General features: G+C 57.5%; 13 protein-coding genes. 7 read left to right on the forward strand and 6 right to left on the reverse strand.

All coding sequences use genetic code 11. The annotated features are described in order from the left end of the window. Position 1 precedes the first annotated feature (1 nt). The 7 genes from BEQ56_08940 to BEQ56_08970 all read left to right on the forward strand — a co-directional run bounded on the left by BEQ56_08940 (position 2) and on the right by BEQ56_08970 (position 7,612). Positions 2-1,024: a glyceraldehyde-3-phosphate dehydrogenase gene (locus BEQ56_08940; protein ID AOH43586.1), complete on the forward strand. Its 1,023-nt coding sequence runs from the start codon at positions 2-4 to the stop codon at positions 1,022-1,024. Continuing rightward, positions 1,015-2,265: a phosphoglycerate kinase gene (locus BEQ56_08945; protein ID AOH43587.1), complete on the forward strand. Its 1,251-nt coding sequence runs from the start codon at positions 1,015-1,017 to the stop codon at positions 2,263-2,265. The genes BEQ56_08940 and BEQ56_08945 overlap by 10 nt, the downstream gene beginning before the upstream one ends. An 84-nt stretch (positions 2,266-2,349) precedes the next feature. Next, positions 2,350-3,171 carry a hypothetical protein gene (locus tag BEQ56_08950; protein ID AOH43588.1) on the forward strand — a complete coding sequence of 274 codons (822 nt, stop codon included), beginning with the start codon at positions 2,350-2,352 and terminating at the stop codon, positions 3,169-3,171. A gap of 6 nt (positions 3,172-3,177) precedes the next feature. After that, positions 3,178-4,143 (forward strand): transketolase, encoded by a 966-nt coding sequence (locus BEQ56_08955; GenBank protein ID AOH43589.1) that lies wholly within the window; start codon positions 3,178-3,180, stop codon positions 4,141-4,143. Positions 4,144-4,282: 139 nt separating this feature from the next. Further along, positions 4,283-5,281 (forward strand): hypothetical protein, encoded by a 999-nt coding sequence (locus BEQ56_08960; GenBank protein ID AOH43590.1) that lies wholly within the window; start codon positions 4,283-4,285, stop codon positions 5,279-5,281. 104 nt (positions 5,282-5,385) lie between these two features. Beyond that, the gene (locus BEQ56_08965; GenBank protein ID AOH43591.1) at positions 5,386-6,648 is read left to right on the forward strand and encodes a transcriptional regulator; all 1,263 of its coding nucleotides are present in this window, start codon (positions 5,386-5,388) and stop codon (positions 6,646-6,648) included. A 70-nt stretch (positions 6,649-6,718) separates the two neighbouring features. Further along, positions 6,719-7,612: a fructokinase gene (locus BEQ56_08970; GenBank protein ID AOH43592.1), complete on the forward strand. Its 894-nt coding sequence runs from the start codon at positions 6,719-6,721 to the stop codon at positions 7,610-7,612. Positions 7,613-7,679: 67 nt separating this feature from the next. On the opposite strand, the gene BEQ56_08975 is transcribed toward BEQ56_08970, so the two are convergent. The 6 genes from BEQ56_08975 to BEQ56_09000 form a co-directional block, all read right to left on the reverse strand. Beyond that, a complete protein-coding gene (locus BEQ56_08975; GenBank protein ID AOH43593.1) occupies positions 7,680-9,386 on the reverse strand; it encodes a hypothetical protein in 1,707 nt (568 codons plus the stop codon). A gap of 285 nt (positions 9,387-9,671) precedes the next feature. Further along, positions 9,672-11,063: a hypothetical protein gene (locus tag BEQ56_08980; GenBank protein AOH43594.1), complete on the reverse strand. Its 1,392-nt coding sequence runs from the start codon at positions 11,061-11,063 to the stop codon at positions 9,672-9,674. Positions 11,064-11,644: 581 nt separating this feature from the next. Further along, positions 11,645-13,210, reverse strand: a complete 1,566-nt coding sequence (locus BEQ56_08985; protein ID AOH43595.1) for a glycosylase — start codon at positions 13,208-13,210, stop codon at positions 11,645-11,647. A 10-nt stretch (positions 13,211-13,220) separates the two neighbouring features. Beyond that, the gene (locus BEQ56_08990; GenBank protein AOH43596.1) at positions 13,221-13,577 is read right to left on the reverse strand and encodes a hypothetical protein; all 357 of its coding nucleotides are present in this window, start codon (positions 13,575-13,577) and stop codon (positions 13,221-13,223) included. A 39-nt stretch (positions 13,578-13,616) separates the two neighbouring features. After that, positions 13,617-15,281, reverse strand: a complete 1,665-nt coding sequence (locus BEQ56_08995; protein ID AOH43597.1) for a hypothetical protein — start codon at positions 15,279-15,281, stop codon at positions 13,617-13,619. Next, a complete protein-coding gene (locus tag BEQ56_09000; GenBank protein AOH43598.1) occupies positions 15,278-17,824 on the reverse strand; it encodes a hypothetical protein in 2,547 nt (848 codons plus the stop codon). Before BEQ56_09000 ends, BEQ56_08995 begins: the two co-directional genes overlap by 4 nt. Between the last annotated feature and the right edge of the window lie 436 nt (positions 17,825-18,260).

An 18,260-nucleotide genomic window follows, 5' to 3' on the forward strand; every position in this document is an offset into this window, starting at 1 on the left:
CATGGTAAAAGTTGGTGTAGCCGGGTACGGCGTAATCGGTCAGCGTCTGGCTGACGGCGTCGCGCTCCAGAAAGACATGCAGCTCGTCGGCGTCGCCGACGTCGCCCCGACCCTCGCGATCCGCGCGCTGAAAGAGAAAGGCATGCCGTACGAGCTGTATCTCGCGGTCTCGGATCATCGCGCCAGGTTCGACGAACTCGGGATCCCCGTCAGCGGGACGCTCGAAGACCTGATCCAGAAATGCGATATCATTCTCGACGCGACGAACGCCGGCGTCGGCGCGAAAAATAAGCAGCTTTACGAGAAATACGGAAAGAAAGCCGTCTTCCAGGGCGGCGAAAAAAACAGTGTCGCCGACGTCTTCTTCCATGGCTACGCTAACTTTGAGAAGGGTGTCGGGAAGCAGTTCCTGAAATTAACCTCCTGCAACACGACCGGTCTGATCCGCGCCGTGGACGCGCTCGACCGCGATTACGGCGTTGAAAAAGTCGCAATTACGATTATCCGTCGCGTCGCCGATCCAGGCGATTATCATCGCGGACTGACCAACGCGCTGCAGATCGACAAAGCTCCAAGCCATCAGGCCGTCGACCTGATGACGATCATGCCGCACGTCGAAGCGACCGGAATCCTCGTGCATACCCCCGTTACCCATGGACATATCATCACCGTCCTCGCGAAAGGGAAACAGAAAATAACCCGGGAGATGGCGCTGAAGACGTTCCGGGGCCACGACCGAATCCGTGTCGTCCGGATTGAAGACGGATTCCTCGGGAACGCTTCGTTCTTCCGCTACGCCCGCGACCTCGGGAACCCGCGCGGCGACATGTACGAAATCGGTTTATGGGAAGATTCGATCGTCGAATCCGGCGACGATATCATGTTCGCGATCAACATTCCTCAGGAATCGGTCACGATCCCCGAAACGATGGACGCGATTCGCGCCGCCTGCGGGATGCAGCCGGATCGGGCGTCCGGAACGGCAGCGACCAACGCCAATTTAGGGTTAGGAAAATGGAAATAAAAATGCGGTCCCTTGACGGGATCAACCTGAACGGGAAAAAAGTTCTTCTCCGTCCGGATATTAACTCGCCGATCGATCCCCAAACCGGGGCCATCGTCAGCGACGACCGCATCGTCAAGACGATCCCGGTGATTCGGGAGCTGATCGACGGAGGCGCCGCAGTCGCGATCATCGCGCATCAAGGCGACACGCTCGATTATCAGAACCTGACCGATCTCTCGGCGCATGCCGCGCGGATCGAAGCGCTCCTCGGCCGGCCGGTCGAGTATCTGGACGACGTTTGCGGCCCGGCCGCGATCGCGCGCGTCAAGGCGCTTCAGCCCAGCGAAATCGTTATTCTGGGGAACCTGCGCTACCTGACCGAGGAAGTTTCAACGTTCGAGAAAGACGTCAGGCTGACCGCCGGGCAGTATGGAAAGACCCGCCTGGTCCGGCGCCTCGCGCCGCTCTTCGACCTGTACGTGAACGACGCCTTCTCCGCGGCGCATCGCAACGCGGCCAGCATGGTCGCGTTTCAGGAGCTGCTTCCGACGGCCGCCGGGCCGCTTCTTTTCCGCGAATACGGCGAGCTCTTCAACGTTTTGCACAACGCCGTCAAGCCGGTTGTCTTCGTTCTTGGCGGCGCGAAAATTTCCGACGCATTCGGAATGATGAAACCGGTCCTTGAAAACGGGACAGCCGATACGATCCTGACGACCGGCGTCACCGGAATCGTTTTTCTCGCCGCCGCGGGGATCCCGATCGGAGAAAAAGAAACGAACTTCCTCCGGGATAAAGATCTCCTCGGCTTTATCGACGAAGCGAAAAACTATCTCCTCGACTACCCGGAAAAATTCGCCCTTCCGCTCGACCTCGCCTTCGAAAAAGACGGATTGCGCGCCGAAACCGACGCCGCGGACCTTCCCGGCGACGCGCTCTTCCTCGATATCGGTCCGAAAACCGTCGCTTTCTACGCGAACGTCCTCGCAGGAGCGAGAACGATTTTCGCGAACGGTCCCGCCGGACTGTACGAGGACGAGCGATTCGCCGCCGGGACCCGGGGAATCTGGGAAGCGATCGCCGCTTCCGAAGGTCATTCGGTTATCGGCGGCGGCGACACCGTCAGCTCCGCCTCGAAATTCATCGACCTCAGCAGGATCACCTACGTTTCGACCGCCGGCGGCGCGATGGTACGCTTTATGTCAGGAAAAAAGCTGCCGCTGATCATGGCGATGGAGAAGGCGTTTGCGGCGGGGAAATAAAAGACAGATTATACTTATAGCCGCGTCCGGTACGTACAATCGATAGCGGGCGGATTCGATAAAAAGAGAAAGGATCAACGCATTATGACGAAATTACAAGCATTTGCAAGGGATATCCGCATCCAGCAGATGATCGAGTTCAAGACCCGCGGCTTCGGGCATCTGGGCGGGTCGCTGTCGATAACCGACTGCCTCGCCGCGCTCTACGGCGAAATCATGAACATCGATCCCGGGAATCCGAGCTGGGAGGACCGCGATCGGCTGGTCATGTCGAAAGGACACGCCGGTCCGGCGCTCTACGCGACCCTCGCTCTCAAAGGATACTTTCCGCTCGACGTCCTGCTGACGCTGAATCAGAACGGAACGAAGCTCCCGAGCCATTGCGATAAAAATCTGACGCCCGGAATCGACATGACGACCGGTTCGCTCGGGCAGGGCGCGTCGACCGCCGCCGGAATGGCGCTCGGATTGAAACATTCCGGTAAAAAAGCGCGCGTCTATCTCATTATCGGCGACGGCGAAGCGCAGGAAGGCCAGGTCTGGGAGATGGCGCTTTTCGCGGCGCAGAAGAAGCTCAGCAACCTCATTCTCTTCCTCGACTTCAACAAGCGCCAGCTCGACGGGCGGACCGAAACCATTGCTGACCTCGAAGACCCGACCGAAAAATTCAAGTCGTTCGGCTGGCACGCCGTTCGCATCCCCGGGAACGATCCCGACCGGATCGCCCGGACGGTCCGCGAGGTTCAGGCAGCGCAGGGCGAAAAGCCGGGCGCGATTATCCTGGATACCGAAAAAGGCGCAGGCGTTCAAAAGATCATTGATATCGAATTGAATCATCATATCACCTGTTCCCCGGAACTTGCCGACGCGGTCATCTCCGAACTCGAAGCTCAGAAGAAAGGATAATCCACAATGTATAAAATAATCTATACGGGCGAATTAGAAAAAGTCGCTGGAAAAGCCGTCTTCGGGGCGACGATGAAAGCGCTCCTCGCCGAGGATAAGGACGTCGTCTATCTCGACGCCGACCTGATGAACTCTGTTGGGACCGGCGGCCTCGAAAACCAGTTCCCGGATCAGGCGTTCGACGTCGGGATCCAGGAAGCCAACATGGCGGGGCTCGCCGGCGGTCTCGCCGCGGTCGGGAAGAAACCGTATATTCATACGTTCGGCTGCTTCGCCTCCCGACGCATGTTCGATCAGGTCTTCATCTCAATCGCCTATGCGCAGCTGAACGCGCGGGTCATCGGCTCCGATCCGGGCGTGACCGCCGCTTATAACGGCGGAACGCACATGCCGTTCGAAGATATCTGCCTGTACCGTGCGATCCCGAACGCGACCGTGATCGAAACGACCGACGCCGCGATGGCGGGCGCGATCCTGCGCCAGACGAAAGACCGGCCGGGCGTTACCTATATCCGTCTTTCGCGGAAGAATCTTCCCGCTATTTACGAACCGGGTTCAACGTTCGAGATCGGGAAAGGGAACGTCCTCCGAGACGGAAAAGACGTCGCATTTATCGTCGCCGGCCTGCTCGTCGCCGAAGCGCTGAAAGCCGCGGAGGAGCTCGAAAAAGAGGGGATCTCCGCCGCCGTCATCGACATGTTCACGATCAAGCCGCTCGACGAAGCGCTGACGCTCGAATATGCGAAGAAGACCGGCGCGATCGTGACCGGAGAAAACGGAAATATCGTCGGCGGATTAGGCGCGGCGGTCGCCGGGTTCCTGAGCGAGAACCGTCCGACCCCGGTCGTCCGAACCGGCGTTCAGGACCGCTTCGGACAGGTCGGCGCACAGAATTTCCTTCAGGAGGAATACGGCCTGACTGCGAAAGTCCTGATCGAAAACGCGAAAAAAGCGATCGCGCTGAAAGGGTAAGCGGCCTTTCCGTCAAATCGACAACGGGCGCATCGTGCAGCGATCGCGAAACCGATCGTAAAGCAATTCCGTTGCGCCCGTTTTTGATTCATTCTCGAAGCCGGATATGGGAGAAAGCCAGAAGGACAGGCGGCTATCGATGGAAAACGTAACGATTAAGGATATCGCCGGCGCATGCGGCGTTTCATACGCGACCGTCTCGCGGACGCTGAACCGGCGCAGCGGCGTGCATCCGGCAACGCGCGAGAAGATCCTGCGCGTTGCTGACCTCCTTGGCTATTCCCCGAATCTCCACGCGCGCAGCCTGAAAACGCAGAAAACCCGGATTATCGGGCTGATTCTGCCCGATATCTCGAACCCGTTTTTCGCCGATATCGCCTCGTCTGTCAATGAAATCGTTTATGGACAGGGGTATAACTCGATCCTTTGCAGCACGGACTGGAACGCGTCTATCGAAGAAAAGCAGCTTTCGCTCCTGATCGATCAGCGGGTCGACGGGCTGATCTTCAAGCCATCGCCCGACCTGACCGACCGTTACGCCGAACTCCCGCTTCCGAAGGTCATGATTTCCAATTCGCAGGACCCCCGGTTCAGCTGGGTTGAAATCGACAACGTCGAAGGCGGACGGATCGCCGCGGATCACCTGATAACCGGCTGCGGCTATCGGTATCCAGCGTTTATCAGCGGCGCCCGCGCGTCCCGCTCCAATCAGGATCGCCTTCAGGGCTTCCGCCAACGCTTAGCCGAACTCGACGTCCCGCTTCCCGACGAACGGATTTCTTTCGGGGCGTATTCGATCGAAAGCGGGTACCGGTCCGTCGAAAAGCTCGATCGAGGCGGCTCCGAAGCGGATTGTTTCTTCTGCGGAAACGACCTGATCGCGCTGGGCGCGCTCCAATATCTCTCCGAAAAGGATCGCCCGGTTCCGGACCGCTTCGGCGTCGTCGGATTTGACGACGTTTATTTCGCATCTCTTCCGCAGATCCAGCTGACAACCGTTCGACAGCCGCGCCGCAGGATCGGCGCGCTCGCCGCTGAAACGCTGAGCCGCATGATAGAATCCGAAGAACGGCCGGGAGAAACGCAGATCATGCTTCGGCCTGAGCTCGTCGCCCGCCACACGACAAGCGAGCATTAGAACCGTCGTTTCCGTATCCGATATCAAACGCCGCAAGACATTTCACCATGACGGAAGGAAAGTAAAACCAAGCTGATGAGGAACCGCCAAACCAGGGAAGCCATATGAACCAGATTTTTAATTTCGCAAAATCAACCGTTTCACTTTCAATCCCGGATCGCAGCCTGCGAAAAGTATTGACCGCCAAAGCGGTCGAGGTCCCCCCGGATCAGGAGGAAACCGTCCGCCGGGCGATCGCCGCGCCAATTGGAACGCCTCGGCTATCCGAAATTGTCCGTCCCGGCGAAAAAATCGCGATTATTACCAGCGATATCACACGTCCGATGCCGTCGAGAATCGTCCTCCCGCCCGTCCTCGCCGAACTCGAAAAAGCCGGAATCGCGCCGGGCGACGTCACGATCGTTTTCGCGTTGGGGATTCACCGTACGCATACCGAAGCCGAAAAAGAAGCGCTCGTCGGATCCGACGTCTACCGGAAATACCGTTGTATCGATTCGTCGGGCGAATTCGTTAAGCTCGGAACAGGCAAACACGGGACGCCGTTCGAAGTTTTCAAACCGGTTGTCGACGCTGACCGCCGAATCTGCCTTGGGAATATCGAGTTCCATTATTTCGCCGGATTCAGCGGCGGCATGAAAGCGATCATGCCGGGAGTTTCGACAAAAGCCGCGATTCAGGCGAACCACAGCCACATGGTCCATCCGGACGCCGCCGCCGGAAAAATCGACGGCAATCCGGTCCGCGGCGATATCGACGAAGTCCTCGACTTTATCAACGTCGACTTCATCGTCAACGTCGTCCTCGACGAAAAGAAACGCATCGTCCACGCCGTCGCGGGTCATCCGATCGCGGCGCACCGGGCCGGATGCCGTCTGCTGGAAGACATGTACCGGATCGAAATCCCCGACCGCGCCGAAATCGTCGTCGTTTCGCCCGGCGGCTACCCCAAAGATATCAACCTCTATCAGGCGCAAAAAGCGCTCGATAACGCCAAACACGCCGTCAGGAAAGGCGGCTCGATCCTCTGGATCGCCTCCGCCGCCGAAGGCCTGGGCGAAGACTCGTTTGAGGAATGGATGCTGGGGCATGAAAAATTATCCGACATGATCCCGCATATCCGCGAACATTTTGTCCTCGGCGGGCATAAAGCCGCCGCGATCGCGCTCGTCGCCGAAATCGCCGATATTTATCTGTATTCCGACCTCCCCGAAGACTTCGTCCGCAGGCTGCATTTCCAGCCCGTTTCAGACCTCCAGGGGACCTTCGACGCGCTGCTCCGGAAATATGGGGAAAACGCCGGGGTGATTGCAATGCCGTTCGGCGGCGCGACGCTCCCCTTTTTAGCCGGACACCCGGACGCCGCCTGAAATCAGGAACCGGAGCGCGCTGATTTCAGCTATAATAATCCTTACAGAAACGATCAAGGAGGACTCCCTTATGAAATACTACGGCGCAATCGAGGCTGGCGGGACTAAATTTGTCTGTTCCGTAATCGCCGATCCGGATAATTATTTCGAAGAAGAACGGTTCCCGACGACAATGCCTCAGGAAACGATCGCACGGACGATCGAATTCTTCAAGGAAAAGCAGAAAAAATATCCGTTAGCGGCGCTGGGGATCAGCTGTTTCGGGCCAATCGACCTGAACGAAGCTTCTCCGACCTACGGCTATATCACGAGCACCCCGAAGCCGGGCTGGAAAAATACGAATATCGTCGGCGCCCTTGAGGATGCGTTCGGCCTGAAAATCGGCTTTGATACCGATGTCAACGGCGCGGCGCTCGCCGAATATATCTGGGGGAATCCGTACGGCGTCCGCTCGCTCGTTTATTACACGATCGGGACCGGCGTCGGCGCTGGCGTCGTTATCAACGGCGCCCCCGTTCACGGGCTGGTTCATCCCGAAGGCGGTCATATCCTGATCCGTCAGGATTACGAATCGGATCCATACGCCGGTCATTGTCCTTTTCATCAGAATTGTCTGGAAGGCTTATGCTGCGGCCCGTCGGTTCAGGATCGATTCGGGAAACCCGGATATGAACTCGGCGATGATCATCCGTTTTGGAATACGTTCTCGAATTACGTTGCCCAGGCCTGCGTCAGTCAGATTCTTCAGATCTCGCCCGAGAAAATCGTCCTCGGCGGCGGCGTCATGGAGCAGGAGCATCTCTTCCCGAAGATCCATGCCGAAGTCTTGCGCCTGCTGAACGGTTACGTAATTCATCCGGCGATCCTCGAAAAAATTGACGAATACATCACCCCTCCAGTACTCGGGAACCGCGCCGGAGCCTGCGGCGCGATGGCGCTTGCGCGCCGCGCACTCGAAGGTTAAGCGGGAATTTCATTTGCGCAAAAAGGACGCGCTTTTCGAAATGCGTCCTTTTTTGCCTGCCGGATCGCTATTTACAAAGAATAACCGGAATATTCGTCTTCGACAGCACAGCTTCAACCGTGCTCGACTGAAACAGGCGCTTAACAAACGAATTTGAATACCCGCCCATCAGGATTAAATCCGCGCCGACCTCGTCCGCCGTCTGGATAATCATGTCCCCCGGCGCTATATCCCGGTTCCGATAATTCACCGCCAGCGGCTTTTCCGCGAAAAACTGCGTCGCCTCGGCCAACGCCAAATCGCGCTTGGGCAGGTCTGAACCGGAGATGACGACCGTAATTTCCGCGTTCGAAACCCGCGCGAGCGCCTCCGCAAAGTACATCGCCTCGCGCGCCTTTTTCGTCGCGGAAAACGCGAGCACGATACGATACACGCTGCGCGGAAGGCAATCCGGGGAAATACAGATCATGCCGGGAATATGCATAATCACATCGTTCCAATTATTTCGCCCGGTCTCCGGTCGGTGACGCATCTTGAAAAAAGACAGGTCGCTCCAAAACGCCCGCTCCGACAGATTACGGATCAGGCCGCCCTGCAGCACGACGAATTTTCCCCGGACGCCGGCGTCGGACAGCATCCGGTCAACCTCTTCACGGAACCGGCTCATCTCCGGCGAATCTACGTCCTCCGATTTTGGGACGACATGAACGACCCCGATCCACGCGTCGTAGATTTTCGAAAAACGGATCGCCGAGTCGAGAAACGCACGGTCCGCTTCAATATCGACGGCGGAAATCATGACGCGCTCGATATAATCGTCCGCGCCGCCTAAAATCTCCCTGCGCCAATCGCCCGTCTTCACGCCCCAATCGGATAAATCCGACGTGAAGAACATCGACAAACGCCGAAACGCCCGGAACAGCAGTCCGCGCTTCCCCTTTCCGAAATCGTCGGTCAGCTTCCAGGCCAGCGCCGTATTGCGAATTTTTCCGCCGTACTCCTCGCTCAGCGCCGACTTATTATTTTCGAGCCAGAGATAAAGCTCGCTCTCGGTCTTGCCGCTGAACTGGTCCAGAAGGCCCATCTGCCGAATGGTTCGAACGATCGGCAGGTAAACCTCGTTATACCAATGCACAACCGCTTCGCCGTCAGAAATATCGCGCTTGAAATCCAGCCCCATGAAAAATTTATGCACCTGAATATGCTCATACAGCTGCGGATACTGGCCGGCCAGCGTGAGCCTGATCGCGTTGTCCGGGATCAGCTCGTTAATCCGCGTCCGATCCAGGAACGACTGCCGCTCGGTTTTAACGATAATTTCGTCCGGCGAATCCGTCGGCTTCAGCGGGACGTCCGTATTAATAACGCGGACGTTCGCCTGAATATAATCGGCTTTAATACTCTTCATGACGGAAACGCGATGATGCCCATCCAATACAAAATAGACTTCGCCGATCTGGTATACGTCGATCGGCGGGACCCCCTCCATCGATTCATTCGCTAACTTGACGTTAACCCAACGCGATTCGTCCTCAACCAGCTTCGGCAGGAACGTCCGCGAAAAATCCTGATTCCGCGAAACGGTACCGACGATCGAGGCGATCGGAATCTCCTTGGTAACCGGGATGTTATACGCGTTCGAGAGACGCTTCCGAACCTCGTTATAATCGACCAGGTCATAATTCCTTCCCGTCAATAAGCCGAATAACCGCTCCCACCCGGCTTTGGACCGCGCTTGATAAAAATCGTTTCGGGCTTGATTGATTGAATTCATTTTTCAGGAGAATCCTTTCTTCGCTCACAGTCGGGCAGATATATTTTACCCGAATGCGCCCCCGGCTGCTTCCGTCGGACGCAGATCAGGAGGCGTCATCAGAATACCGCGCTGAATTTTGGCCCGTAACGGCATACCGCTTCAAGCCTGATTTATTCATAAGAACGACTATAATACAACTTCCTTGTAATAGAAAGCGAAATGGTCAGGACGCGCCTCGCATAAAAAATCCGGGAACCCGGGCGAGCGCCTGGATTTCCGGATTGAACGATTGACAGGGTCCGCTTACTTCCGCGACTGTAGGAACGTATCCGCCGCCGCGCCGAAAACGAGATGCAGCAGCAGATCCTTACGCGAATGGACAAACGGCAAGTCGTAACTGTCTTCAAGGACAGGCATCAAATACGACGCCGGGCGATATTTCATGACTTCAACGTCATCGCCCAGGATTTCTTCAACCACCTTCGGATTACAGGGAGCCGGCGTCTTTCCGAACTCGCCTTTTAAGATCATCTGGAATTCGTTCGACGTAAACGCGTACCGCGATCCGGTCAGCACGTTGTAAGCCGCCTGAACGCCGACGATCTGAGAGGTCGGGGTCACGAGCGGGACGTAACCGGCGTCGGCGCGGACCGCCGGAATCTCGGCCATGACTTCGTCAAATTTTTCTTCCGGAACGCCCATTCCCTTCAGCTGGTTCTGCAGGTTGGAGAGCATTCCGCCCGGGATCTGCGACTCGAAGATACGATCGTCATACTTCGGATAATCGAGATCCGCCATAATCTCGCGGCTCAGGTCGATCGCGGTCTTCAGGTCCACCGGCTCTTTCATGATCGCTTCGACGAATCGGTCGACTTTCTCGACCGGCACGTCTTCGAAATGCACCGGCTTATGCCACCCTTTCGCGAAGGACGGCGTCGAATTCTTTAATTCGACGAAGATTTCGCGTAAAACGTCCTGCGCCTTCGTGATCGCCTCTTTATCCAATCCATGGTCATATCCCATGCGCTCGGCGATAACGGCCATGACCTCGACAGGGGAATGCGACGAGCCGCCCGCGAACGGGGAGATGCAGGTGTCGACCTGATCGATTCCATATTTAATCGCTAACGCCAGGTTGACGAGAGAAACGCCCGTCGTCGCATGCGTATGGAGGACGATCGGAATACTGATTTCTTTTCGAAGCGCCGGGAGTAAAACGACCGCGTCCTTCGGATGCAGCAGGCCCGCCATATCTTTGATCGCGATTCGATCGACGCCCTCGGCGAGAAGCCGTTTCCCATAATCGACGAAGTACCCGGTTGTATGAACCGGGCTCGTCGTATACGACATCGCCGCTTCAACCTTCCCGCCGTACGCTTTCGTCGCCAGAATCGCCATGCGCAGGTTACGAATATCGTTCAGCGCGTCGAAAATACGCATATTCCCGGAGCCGCTTTCAATCGATTGGCGGATAAACGCCGTCAGGAGATCGTCCGGATACGGATTATAAGCGAAGAGATTCTGGCCGCGGAGAAGCGATTGGATCCGTTCGCCGCCGCCAAGGCAGTCCCGGAACTTTTCCAGACGTTCCCATGGATCGTCTTTGGTAAAACGAATCGCTGCGTCGAGCGTCGCCCCCCCCCAAAGCTCGAAATTATTGTACCCGGCGTCCTTGATAATCGGAAGAACGCGCATGCACTGTTCGGTCGTCATTCGAGTCGCTGACAGACTCTGATGCCCATCTCGCAGCGTTAAATCATTAAATAAAATCCTTTTCCCCATTTGCTTTATACCTTTCAGAAAAAAATGTAATTTGTCCCGAACGATCGGCAACAACTATTTATTTACGCTATCAATTTTAGCATACCCCGTCCGATTTACGCATGATTCAAAGGAGCGGTTTTCTGAAACAACTCAGATTGTTAGTTGACAAACGCAGGAATCAGGCTGACAAAGCAGCGTAAAAAACAAAGCCCCACCCTGCGCGGGGGCGGACTCAGCGATGATCCCACGCTGCCTGCAGTACCGCATACATCGCATATGTTCTCGCATCAAGAGCACGCTGCTGATCATTCGCACCGCTCAATCCTTTTCCAATAAAGTAAGAAAGAGGGTATCTCAAAACGGATTTTATTACAATAAAATCCACCTGTTTATTTGTCAATGCGTCGAATAGGTGTCGCGCGTACCCGTAAGGATATTCGATGCATTGATCCCGGGGGGCTTTACGTGGAAGCCGGTTTTATCTCCGGCTTCCACGCCATCCATCCCTGTTTTCAGCCGGAGTGGACGCGGACGTACGCAGCGCTCGTCCCTTCCAGCTCGATCCGGTTCGCGCCTACGACCCGGACGTCGCCGACGCTGAAAATCGTCTCGCCGAGCGGCCGCGGCGACGCGAGCGTCCGCGACTCGCCGACTGGATTCAGCGCAACCAAAATCGATCCGGCTTCTCCGGTCCGCAGCAATCCCAACGGATATTCGCCGCTTTCCGGGAGGATGAACTCGACCGCGCCGTGCGTCCGCAGCGGCTCATTCGCCTGCCGGACCTGAATCAGCTTCTTCACGTAATTCAGGAATGAATCCGGGGTCCTTTCCTGATCGGCGACCGTCGGACGATCGGGGTCCGGATCAATCTGGATATACAGGTCCTCCTTCGGCGCGCTCGAAAAACCGGCGTTAACGCTTTTGTCCCACTGCATCGGCGACCGCGATCCGGTCCGCTTATATCCACCCTCTACTGAACGCAGCCCCGGAAGGTACCGCATTCCAATCTCATCTCCGTAGTAGATAAACGGAGCGCCCGGCATGCCCAGCAGGAAGGCAAACGCGACTTTCCGTTCCGCCTCATTTAAGTGATATGCGATTCGGGTCATGTCATGGTTCCCGGACGGGATACAGATCAACGCCTCCCGGGAAGCCTCTTCGTCATAACGCCGATACGTCTCGACGAACGGGCGGATCGCCCCCTTCCCGTCCTCCCTGAACCATGGATTTTCGGCACGGAACAGGTCGGTATAATGCGACTCGCCAAAATGCAGCAGGAAATCCATATGAAAACCGCCTTTCAGCGACTCGTTTGGATTCCCCCATTCCGAAACCATGACCGCGTCCGGATACTCCGCGTCGAGCATGGCGCGGAACTCGCGCCAGAGCCGGATCGTCGCCGTTCGGTCCGGATCGCCTTTGACGAGCGATAAAGCCATATCGACGCGGAACCCGTCGCAGCCCAAATCCAGCCAGAAACGCATGACATCTTTCATCGCTTCAATCGTCCCGCGCGGCCCGGGCGCGTCGACCGCCTGCTGCCAGGGAGCCTGCGGATTTGCGTAGCCGTAATTCAGCGCCGGCTGCGACGAGAAGAAATTCACTGCCGCCGCTCCGGACCGATCCGAAATCCCGCGGAGCCAGCCGCAAAGCTGCGCGTCGGCAACGGCAGTCATCCCATCGAATACGTCGTTCGTCCAGATATACCGGTCGCTGAACGAATTCGGATCGGGGCGCATCGACGCCTGGAACCAGGGATGCGCAATCGAGGTATGACCCGGGACAAGGTCGAGCAGGATACGCATTCCGCGGTCATGAACCGCGCAGAAGAGCGCCTTCAGGTCCTCGTTCGTCCCATATCGCGGCGCGGCGCGGAAATAATTCGAAACGTCGTAACCCGCGTCGTTGAACGGGGATTCGAAACATGGATTCATCCAGATCGCGTTGCAGCCCAAAGACTGAATATAATCCAGCCGCGAAACGATTCCCCGGAAATCACCGATCCCGTCGGCGTCCGAATCTTTGAAGCTCTGCGGATAGATTTCATAAAAAATCGCGGTATCGAGCCAATGCGTCATACGTCCTCCTTCAGTAAAGTCCCCAATCAAAATCCATACCATCCTCCATCATCGCCGGATCCCATGGATCAAAGCGCAAATCCACGAAAACCTGGAGCCCGCTGACCTCGGTCACGGTCGCTCGAACCGCCTCGACCAGTTCTCCAGCGTATGGACAGAACGGCGTCGTCAGAATCATCGTCACGTTCAAGCTGTTCTCTGTTCGCGCCGCGTTGCGGATCAATCCTAATTCAATGACGTTGTATCCCAGCTCCGGGTCTTCAACGCTGCGCAGCGCCTCCCTGATTTTCCCGGCCAGGACATGGTCCGTCGAGGTTAATTCCCATACCGCCTGCTTCGAGGCTGATTGATCGGCTTCCCGTTTCATTCATTTTCCTTTCTGAACGCCGGAACTGCGTTCGCGTTTTTATTCGCTTCGATCGAGCGTCACTTCGGCCAGCACGCCCAGTTCCGCCAGCTTCCGCCGAACCGGATCGACGCCTCTCGCGCGGATCGCCAGCGTTGTCGGATTCAGCCGGCTGACGATCCAGGGGGCGCAGTCCCGCGAATCGACGAGCGCGCTGATCCGCTCCGGATCCGGATCGCTGACGAGAACCGCCGAATAAATCGCCGCCTCAGTTTCATTCCGGTCCCAGCTCTCGATCGCGCTGAGAACCGTCCTCGGAAGCGCAGGCCCTGCCGCGCGCCGGAGCGCCGCGCACAACGCAGAAAGCTTCAATCCGTTGCGCTTCGCCAGCCGGAGCGACCCCGGCGTCAGCCGCAGCTTCCAGCCATCCACGCGGATATCCTCCCAGTCGCAATACCGGGCTAAATGATACCGGAGCGGAGCGGAGACCTTCGGACCAACGAGGACACGGCCGTCGATCCCGACCGACGGAGGTTCGACCCACCTGGGATTCGGCGGAAACGGCTCCCCGCGAAGCCAACCCAGCATCCGTTTTCCGAAGGGCGTCACCCGAAACGCGGTCAGTTCCTCCGACCCGTTCGCCGCAGCCGCAAGATCGATGAATCCGAAATTATACAGCGGGCCAAGAAAATACGATTTGATCAGCTCACCCTCGACCGCGTCCCATCCTGCCGGATCGCTATGCGAAAGCCTGCGAATGAGGCGACTGGCGGAATCGAGAGGATCCCTGAAAAAATTCAGCTCCGCCCCTCTCAGCAGTGTAACGAAACCGCGAAACCCGAGCCAGACCGAAGCGTCGAGCCGATCCAGAATCGAAAAAATCCGGGTTCGAAAAGCTTTGCCGTCGCTGTGAAAAATCGGATCGAGGACGAAATTCTCAGCTAAAATCGCGTCATGGTCCGACTGATCCCCGATCCACGCCCGCACGAGCCGCGTCAGACAGATCGCCGGATGCTGACTTAGAAAGTTTTGAATCGTCTCGCCATCCGCGTCGGTCTGTCCGATAATCCCTTCGCGCCGGAGCGCGCGCTCGGCTAAAGCGACCCGCCCCGAACCGTAAGCTCCGGCGATCATTGCCGTCGGTTTTCGAATCCGCGCTCCGGCAAGAACCAGACAAACCATGTCGAAAAAATTCGCCGCAGCCAGGCGCTGAACCGCGATTTCGCTGTCAGAGGCGGGACGAACGACCAGTTTCGCGCCCGGGTCCGGCGTCGGAAGCGCCGGCGCGTTGAAAAACGGGACCAGGTCCGTCGGCATCGCGTAAAACGCGTCCAGCCCGGACGCGTCTTCGCCGTACCCGGGAAAAATAAACCCATGATAGATCAGCCACTCGCTGACCGATTCCGGGCTGCGCCAGGGCGCGTCGCGAAGAAAACGGTCCGGTCCCATCGCGCGAACCGAACCAAACATCGCGGCAAACCTGACCGCTGAGAACCGTCCGCCAGACCCGATCAACGCGCGCAGCGCCAGATCCGTTCCTGCCGGCGCTTCATCGAGCTTTTCCCGAAGCGAAACTGAATTCAGGATCCGCGGTACGAGCAGGTCGCGAATTTCGCTTCCGGTCAGCCTACCGGCCGGATCGGAAATTCCCCAATTCTCAGCAACCGCCGTCAGCTGCTCCCGGTTCATCCGGCGCAGCTCTTCACGAAGCGTCCGCGGCGTCATCCTTCCTCCGTCAAATCCAGAAAAAAGTCCAACGATTCAAAATGGAACGGAGTTTCACCCCCGACGCTATCGATTGTCAGCACAGCGAAAGAATCGCCAGACGATTTTCCAACCAGGACCACGTCAGCCGGATCCGGAACCGGCTCAACTATACTCCGACAATCCAAGGGAAGCACCGCGGTCAAGACGCGCTCATCCTCCGTCAGAACCATCCAGACCAGACGGGAATAAGCCGCGCCCCGCTTCGCCGACGAAACGCCGTCTGCGTCGCCCTCCCCGGCCAGATATACGCGAGGATAAACCGCCATGCCGCGTACGATCTCCAATTCGCCGCCAAGCTTCTCCTCGAATGAATCCAATTCATCGAACAGCGCTTTTTCCCTATGAATTTCGGTCCATTCCCGGGATAATTCAGTCCGCTCCATGCGCCGCTTCGGAAGAAGCGCCGGGAAATCCAACGCAGGCAGCAATCCGGCGATGAAAATCGCCAACCCAACGGCCCAGACGGCAGCGGCCCGCTCCCGCCGGGCCGCATGGAACATCCAGCGGGTCCGATCAAGGACCAGATCAACGCTGTCCGTCCTGGAAGCAGCCGCTGAAATCAGTCGAAACGTCGATTCCGCACCAAACGCGAAAATCAACAATGCGAACCAATCGACCGGGAGAATAAAGCGAAAACCGGAGGTCATCGCCACCGAGCAGCTCAGCGCGTAAGCCAGGAAAATCCCGACAGGGACGACCGCCCGATAGCCGCTCCGTCGGACCGCGCCGCCGATCCCCAGCGCAAAAACAGCCGCAATCCACCCCCACTGCCAGCCGTTTTTCGCCAACACCTCGCGGGACGATTCCCGATACCAGAAATTCGTCGGATCGAAAAACCATTGTCCCGGCTCGCGAACCGCTTCTGTCCGCAGCGGTAATACGAGAATCGTCGACAACAGGTTATTCGCGAGATGTCCCGAGATTTCCGCGCCGACCACGCCCGGACGCGTCAGCGTGAGATGAACGACCGATTCCCCCTGCGTCTCCGGAACGCCGGCTGCGCGCGCGTAAAGCCGCGTCAGATACGCGCCCTCGCTCGCGGCGGGGGGAACCGTCCGGTTTGGGAAAGCCGCCTGATAAACGATCCAGGGAACGATAACAGCGGCGATAACGGCGAAGAACGCTCCAATCCGCCCCAGCTCACGCGCCCGCCTCCTCTTCGGCAAGCCGCCCCTCCGAAACGCCGCGATAACGAAAATCAGGCCCAGGATCGGCGCAATCAGGATCGACTGCGTCCGAAGAAGGAACCCCATCCCGCAGGCCGTTCCCAGCAAAACGACGCTTGACAGGCGAACTGCGCCATGCAGATCCCAATCCTCCAGCCAGCGGACCGTCAGTTCAGCGATCCAAAGCAGAATCAACGCCATCGGCAGCTCGCTCATCAGCAAACGGCTGTTCGATACCTGGATCAACGGGGTCAGCCGGATCGCGTAAGCCTCGCGGGCGATCACCCAAACTGCCGCCAACGCCCCACCCCAGGGCATCCGCAGCCGCCGTCCCAAACGGAATATCATTGCCGGGATCAGCGCCAGAACAACGATCTGCATATTTGTTAAATCCAGATAATCGGTCCCGGCGAACTGATGCAGCACGGCTAAAAACGCAGCGTACAGCGGACGGACAACCGTCATCCCATTCCGAAAACCATTTCCGGTAAATAAATTCAGCGCCAGTAAATCGTAATTCTCAGCGTCGGACGACGGGTAATAATTGAAATTCGGCGGACGGAGCGCCGGAAGGAAATAACTCCGACCCTCGAACGGAACGGCGCGCCAGGCGATCGCGGCGCCAAGCCAAAGCAGCGCGAAAACGACCCAGCCGCAGGCCGCGTCATGCTTTCGGACCCATTCCGCCGCCCGGCCACCGCCGCGCGAAACCTCCGTCCAGATGATCCCCGCCAGCGCCAGCGTCAAAAGCGCCGCCCAAAGCGGGCCGTCCAACAGCGAAACACCCTGCCGATAAAACGTTCCCGACAGGACCGTCAATCCAAGCCCTGTCCGCAGCGCGATCAGGCGCAGCCCGACGACAAAAATAAACGTCAACAGTCCGAACGCAATCGCCGGATAGAAAGCGCGCCGAAGCTGTTTTTCCGCCGCTGAAGATCGGGAGCCGCGCCGTCCGAGCGCGGAAAAAACGATCGATTCCATCGCGAAAAGCGTCAGGAAGATCAGCCATGGGGAAACCCGGATATAAATTGCCTCAAAGTTAACCCCGCGCGCATACGGCGAGCGAAAAAAAGTCCAGACCGCCGCGCAGAGCCATCCCAGCCATGCGCCAAGACGCCCGAACCAGCGCGCCTCGAAATCCGACCGTCTTTTCTTCAGGCGCCAGACCGAAATGAAGCAGACCCCAACGAAGCCTGCCGCCAGGGCAAGCCGAACCGGGGAAAGGCCGAAAACGGCGGCGTTTCCGGCGGCGGAAGGAACACGGAAAATCCCCACGATCCCAAAAACTGCCTCGATCAGGACCAGAATCCAGAAGAAACCCCAGAGCCGTTTCATGCTCTGAATTATAGTCGACTCGCCGAAATCCGCTGAGAACAATAAAAAGAAATAAGATTACCAGCGCCCTTTCTTCCCGCGTTTATCATGGGAGCCCCCCCCATTGACAGACAAACACAACCCGCTTATAATAACAACGTTATCGATAACGCAGTTATCACCCAAAGGAAGGAGGATGACTTGATGGCAGCGCCCGACAAAACGATCGACCCGCGCATTCTGCAATGCGCCCGGGAGGAATTTCTTTCGAAGCCGTATGAAGCGGTTTCCCTGCGGGAAATCTGCGCAAAAGCGGGCGTGACCACCGGCGCGCTATACAACCGCTATCCCAATAAAGCCGCCTTATTCAACGCGCTCGTCGAACCGACAATTGCGTTAATCTATTCCTACGCGGATTCCGTCGAAGCCTTCAACTATGATCAGCTGGATAAAAATG

The organism is Anaerolineaceae bacterium oral taxon 439, assembly GCA_001717545.1.
Lineage (GTDB): Bacteria > Chloroflexota > Anaerolineae > Anaerolineales > Anaerolineaceae > Flexilinea.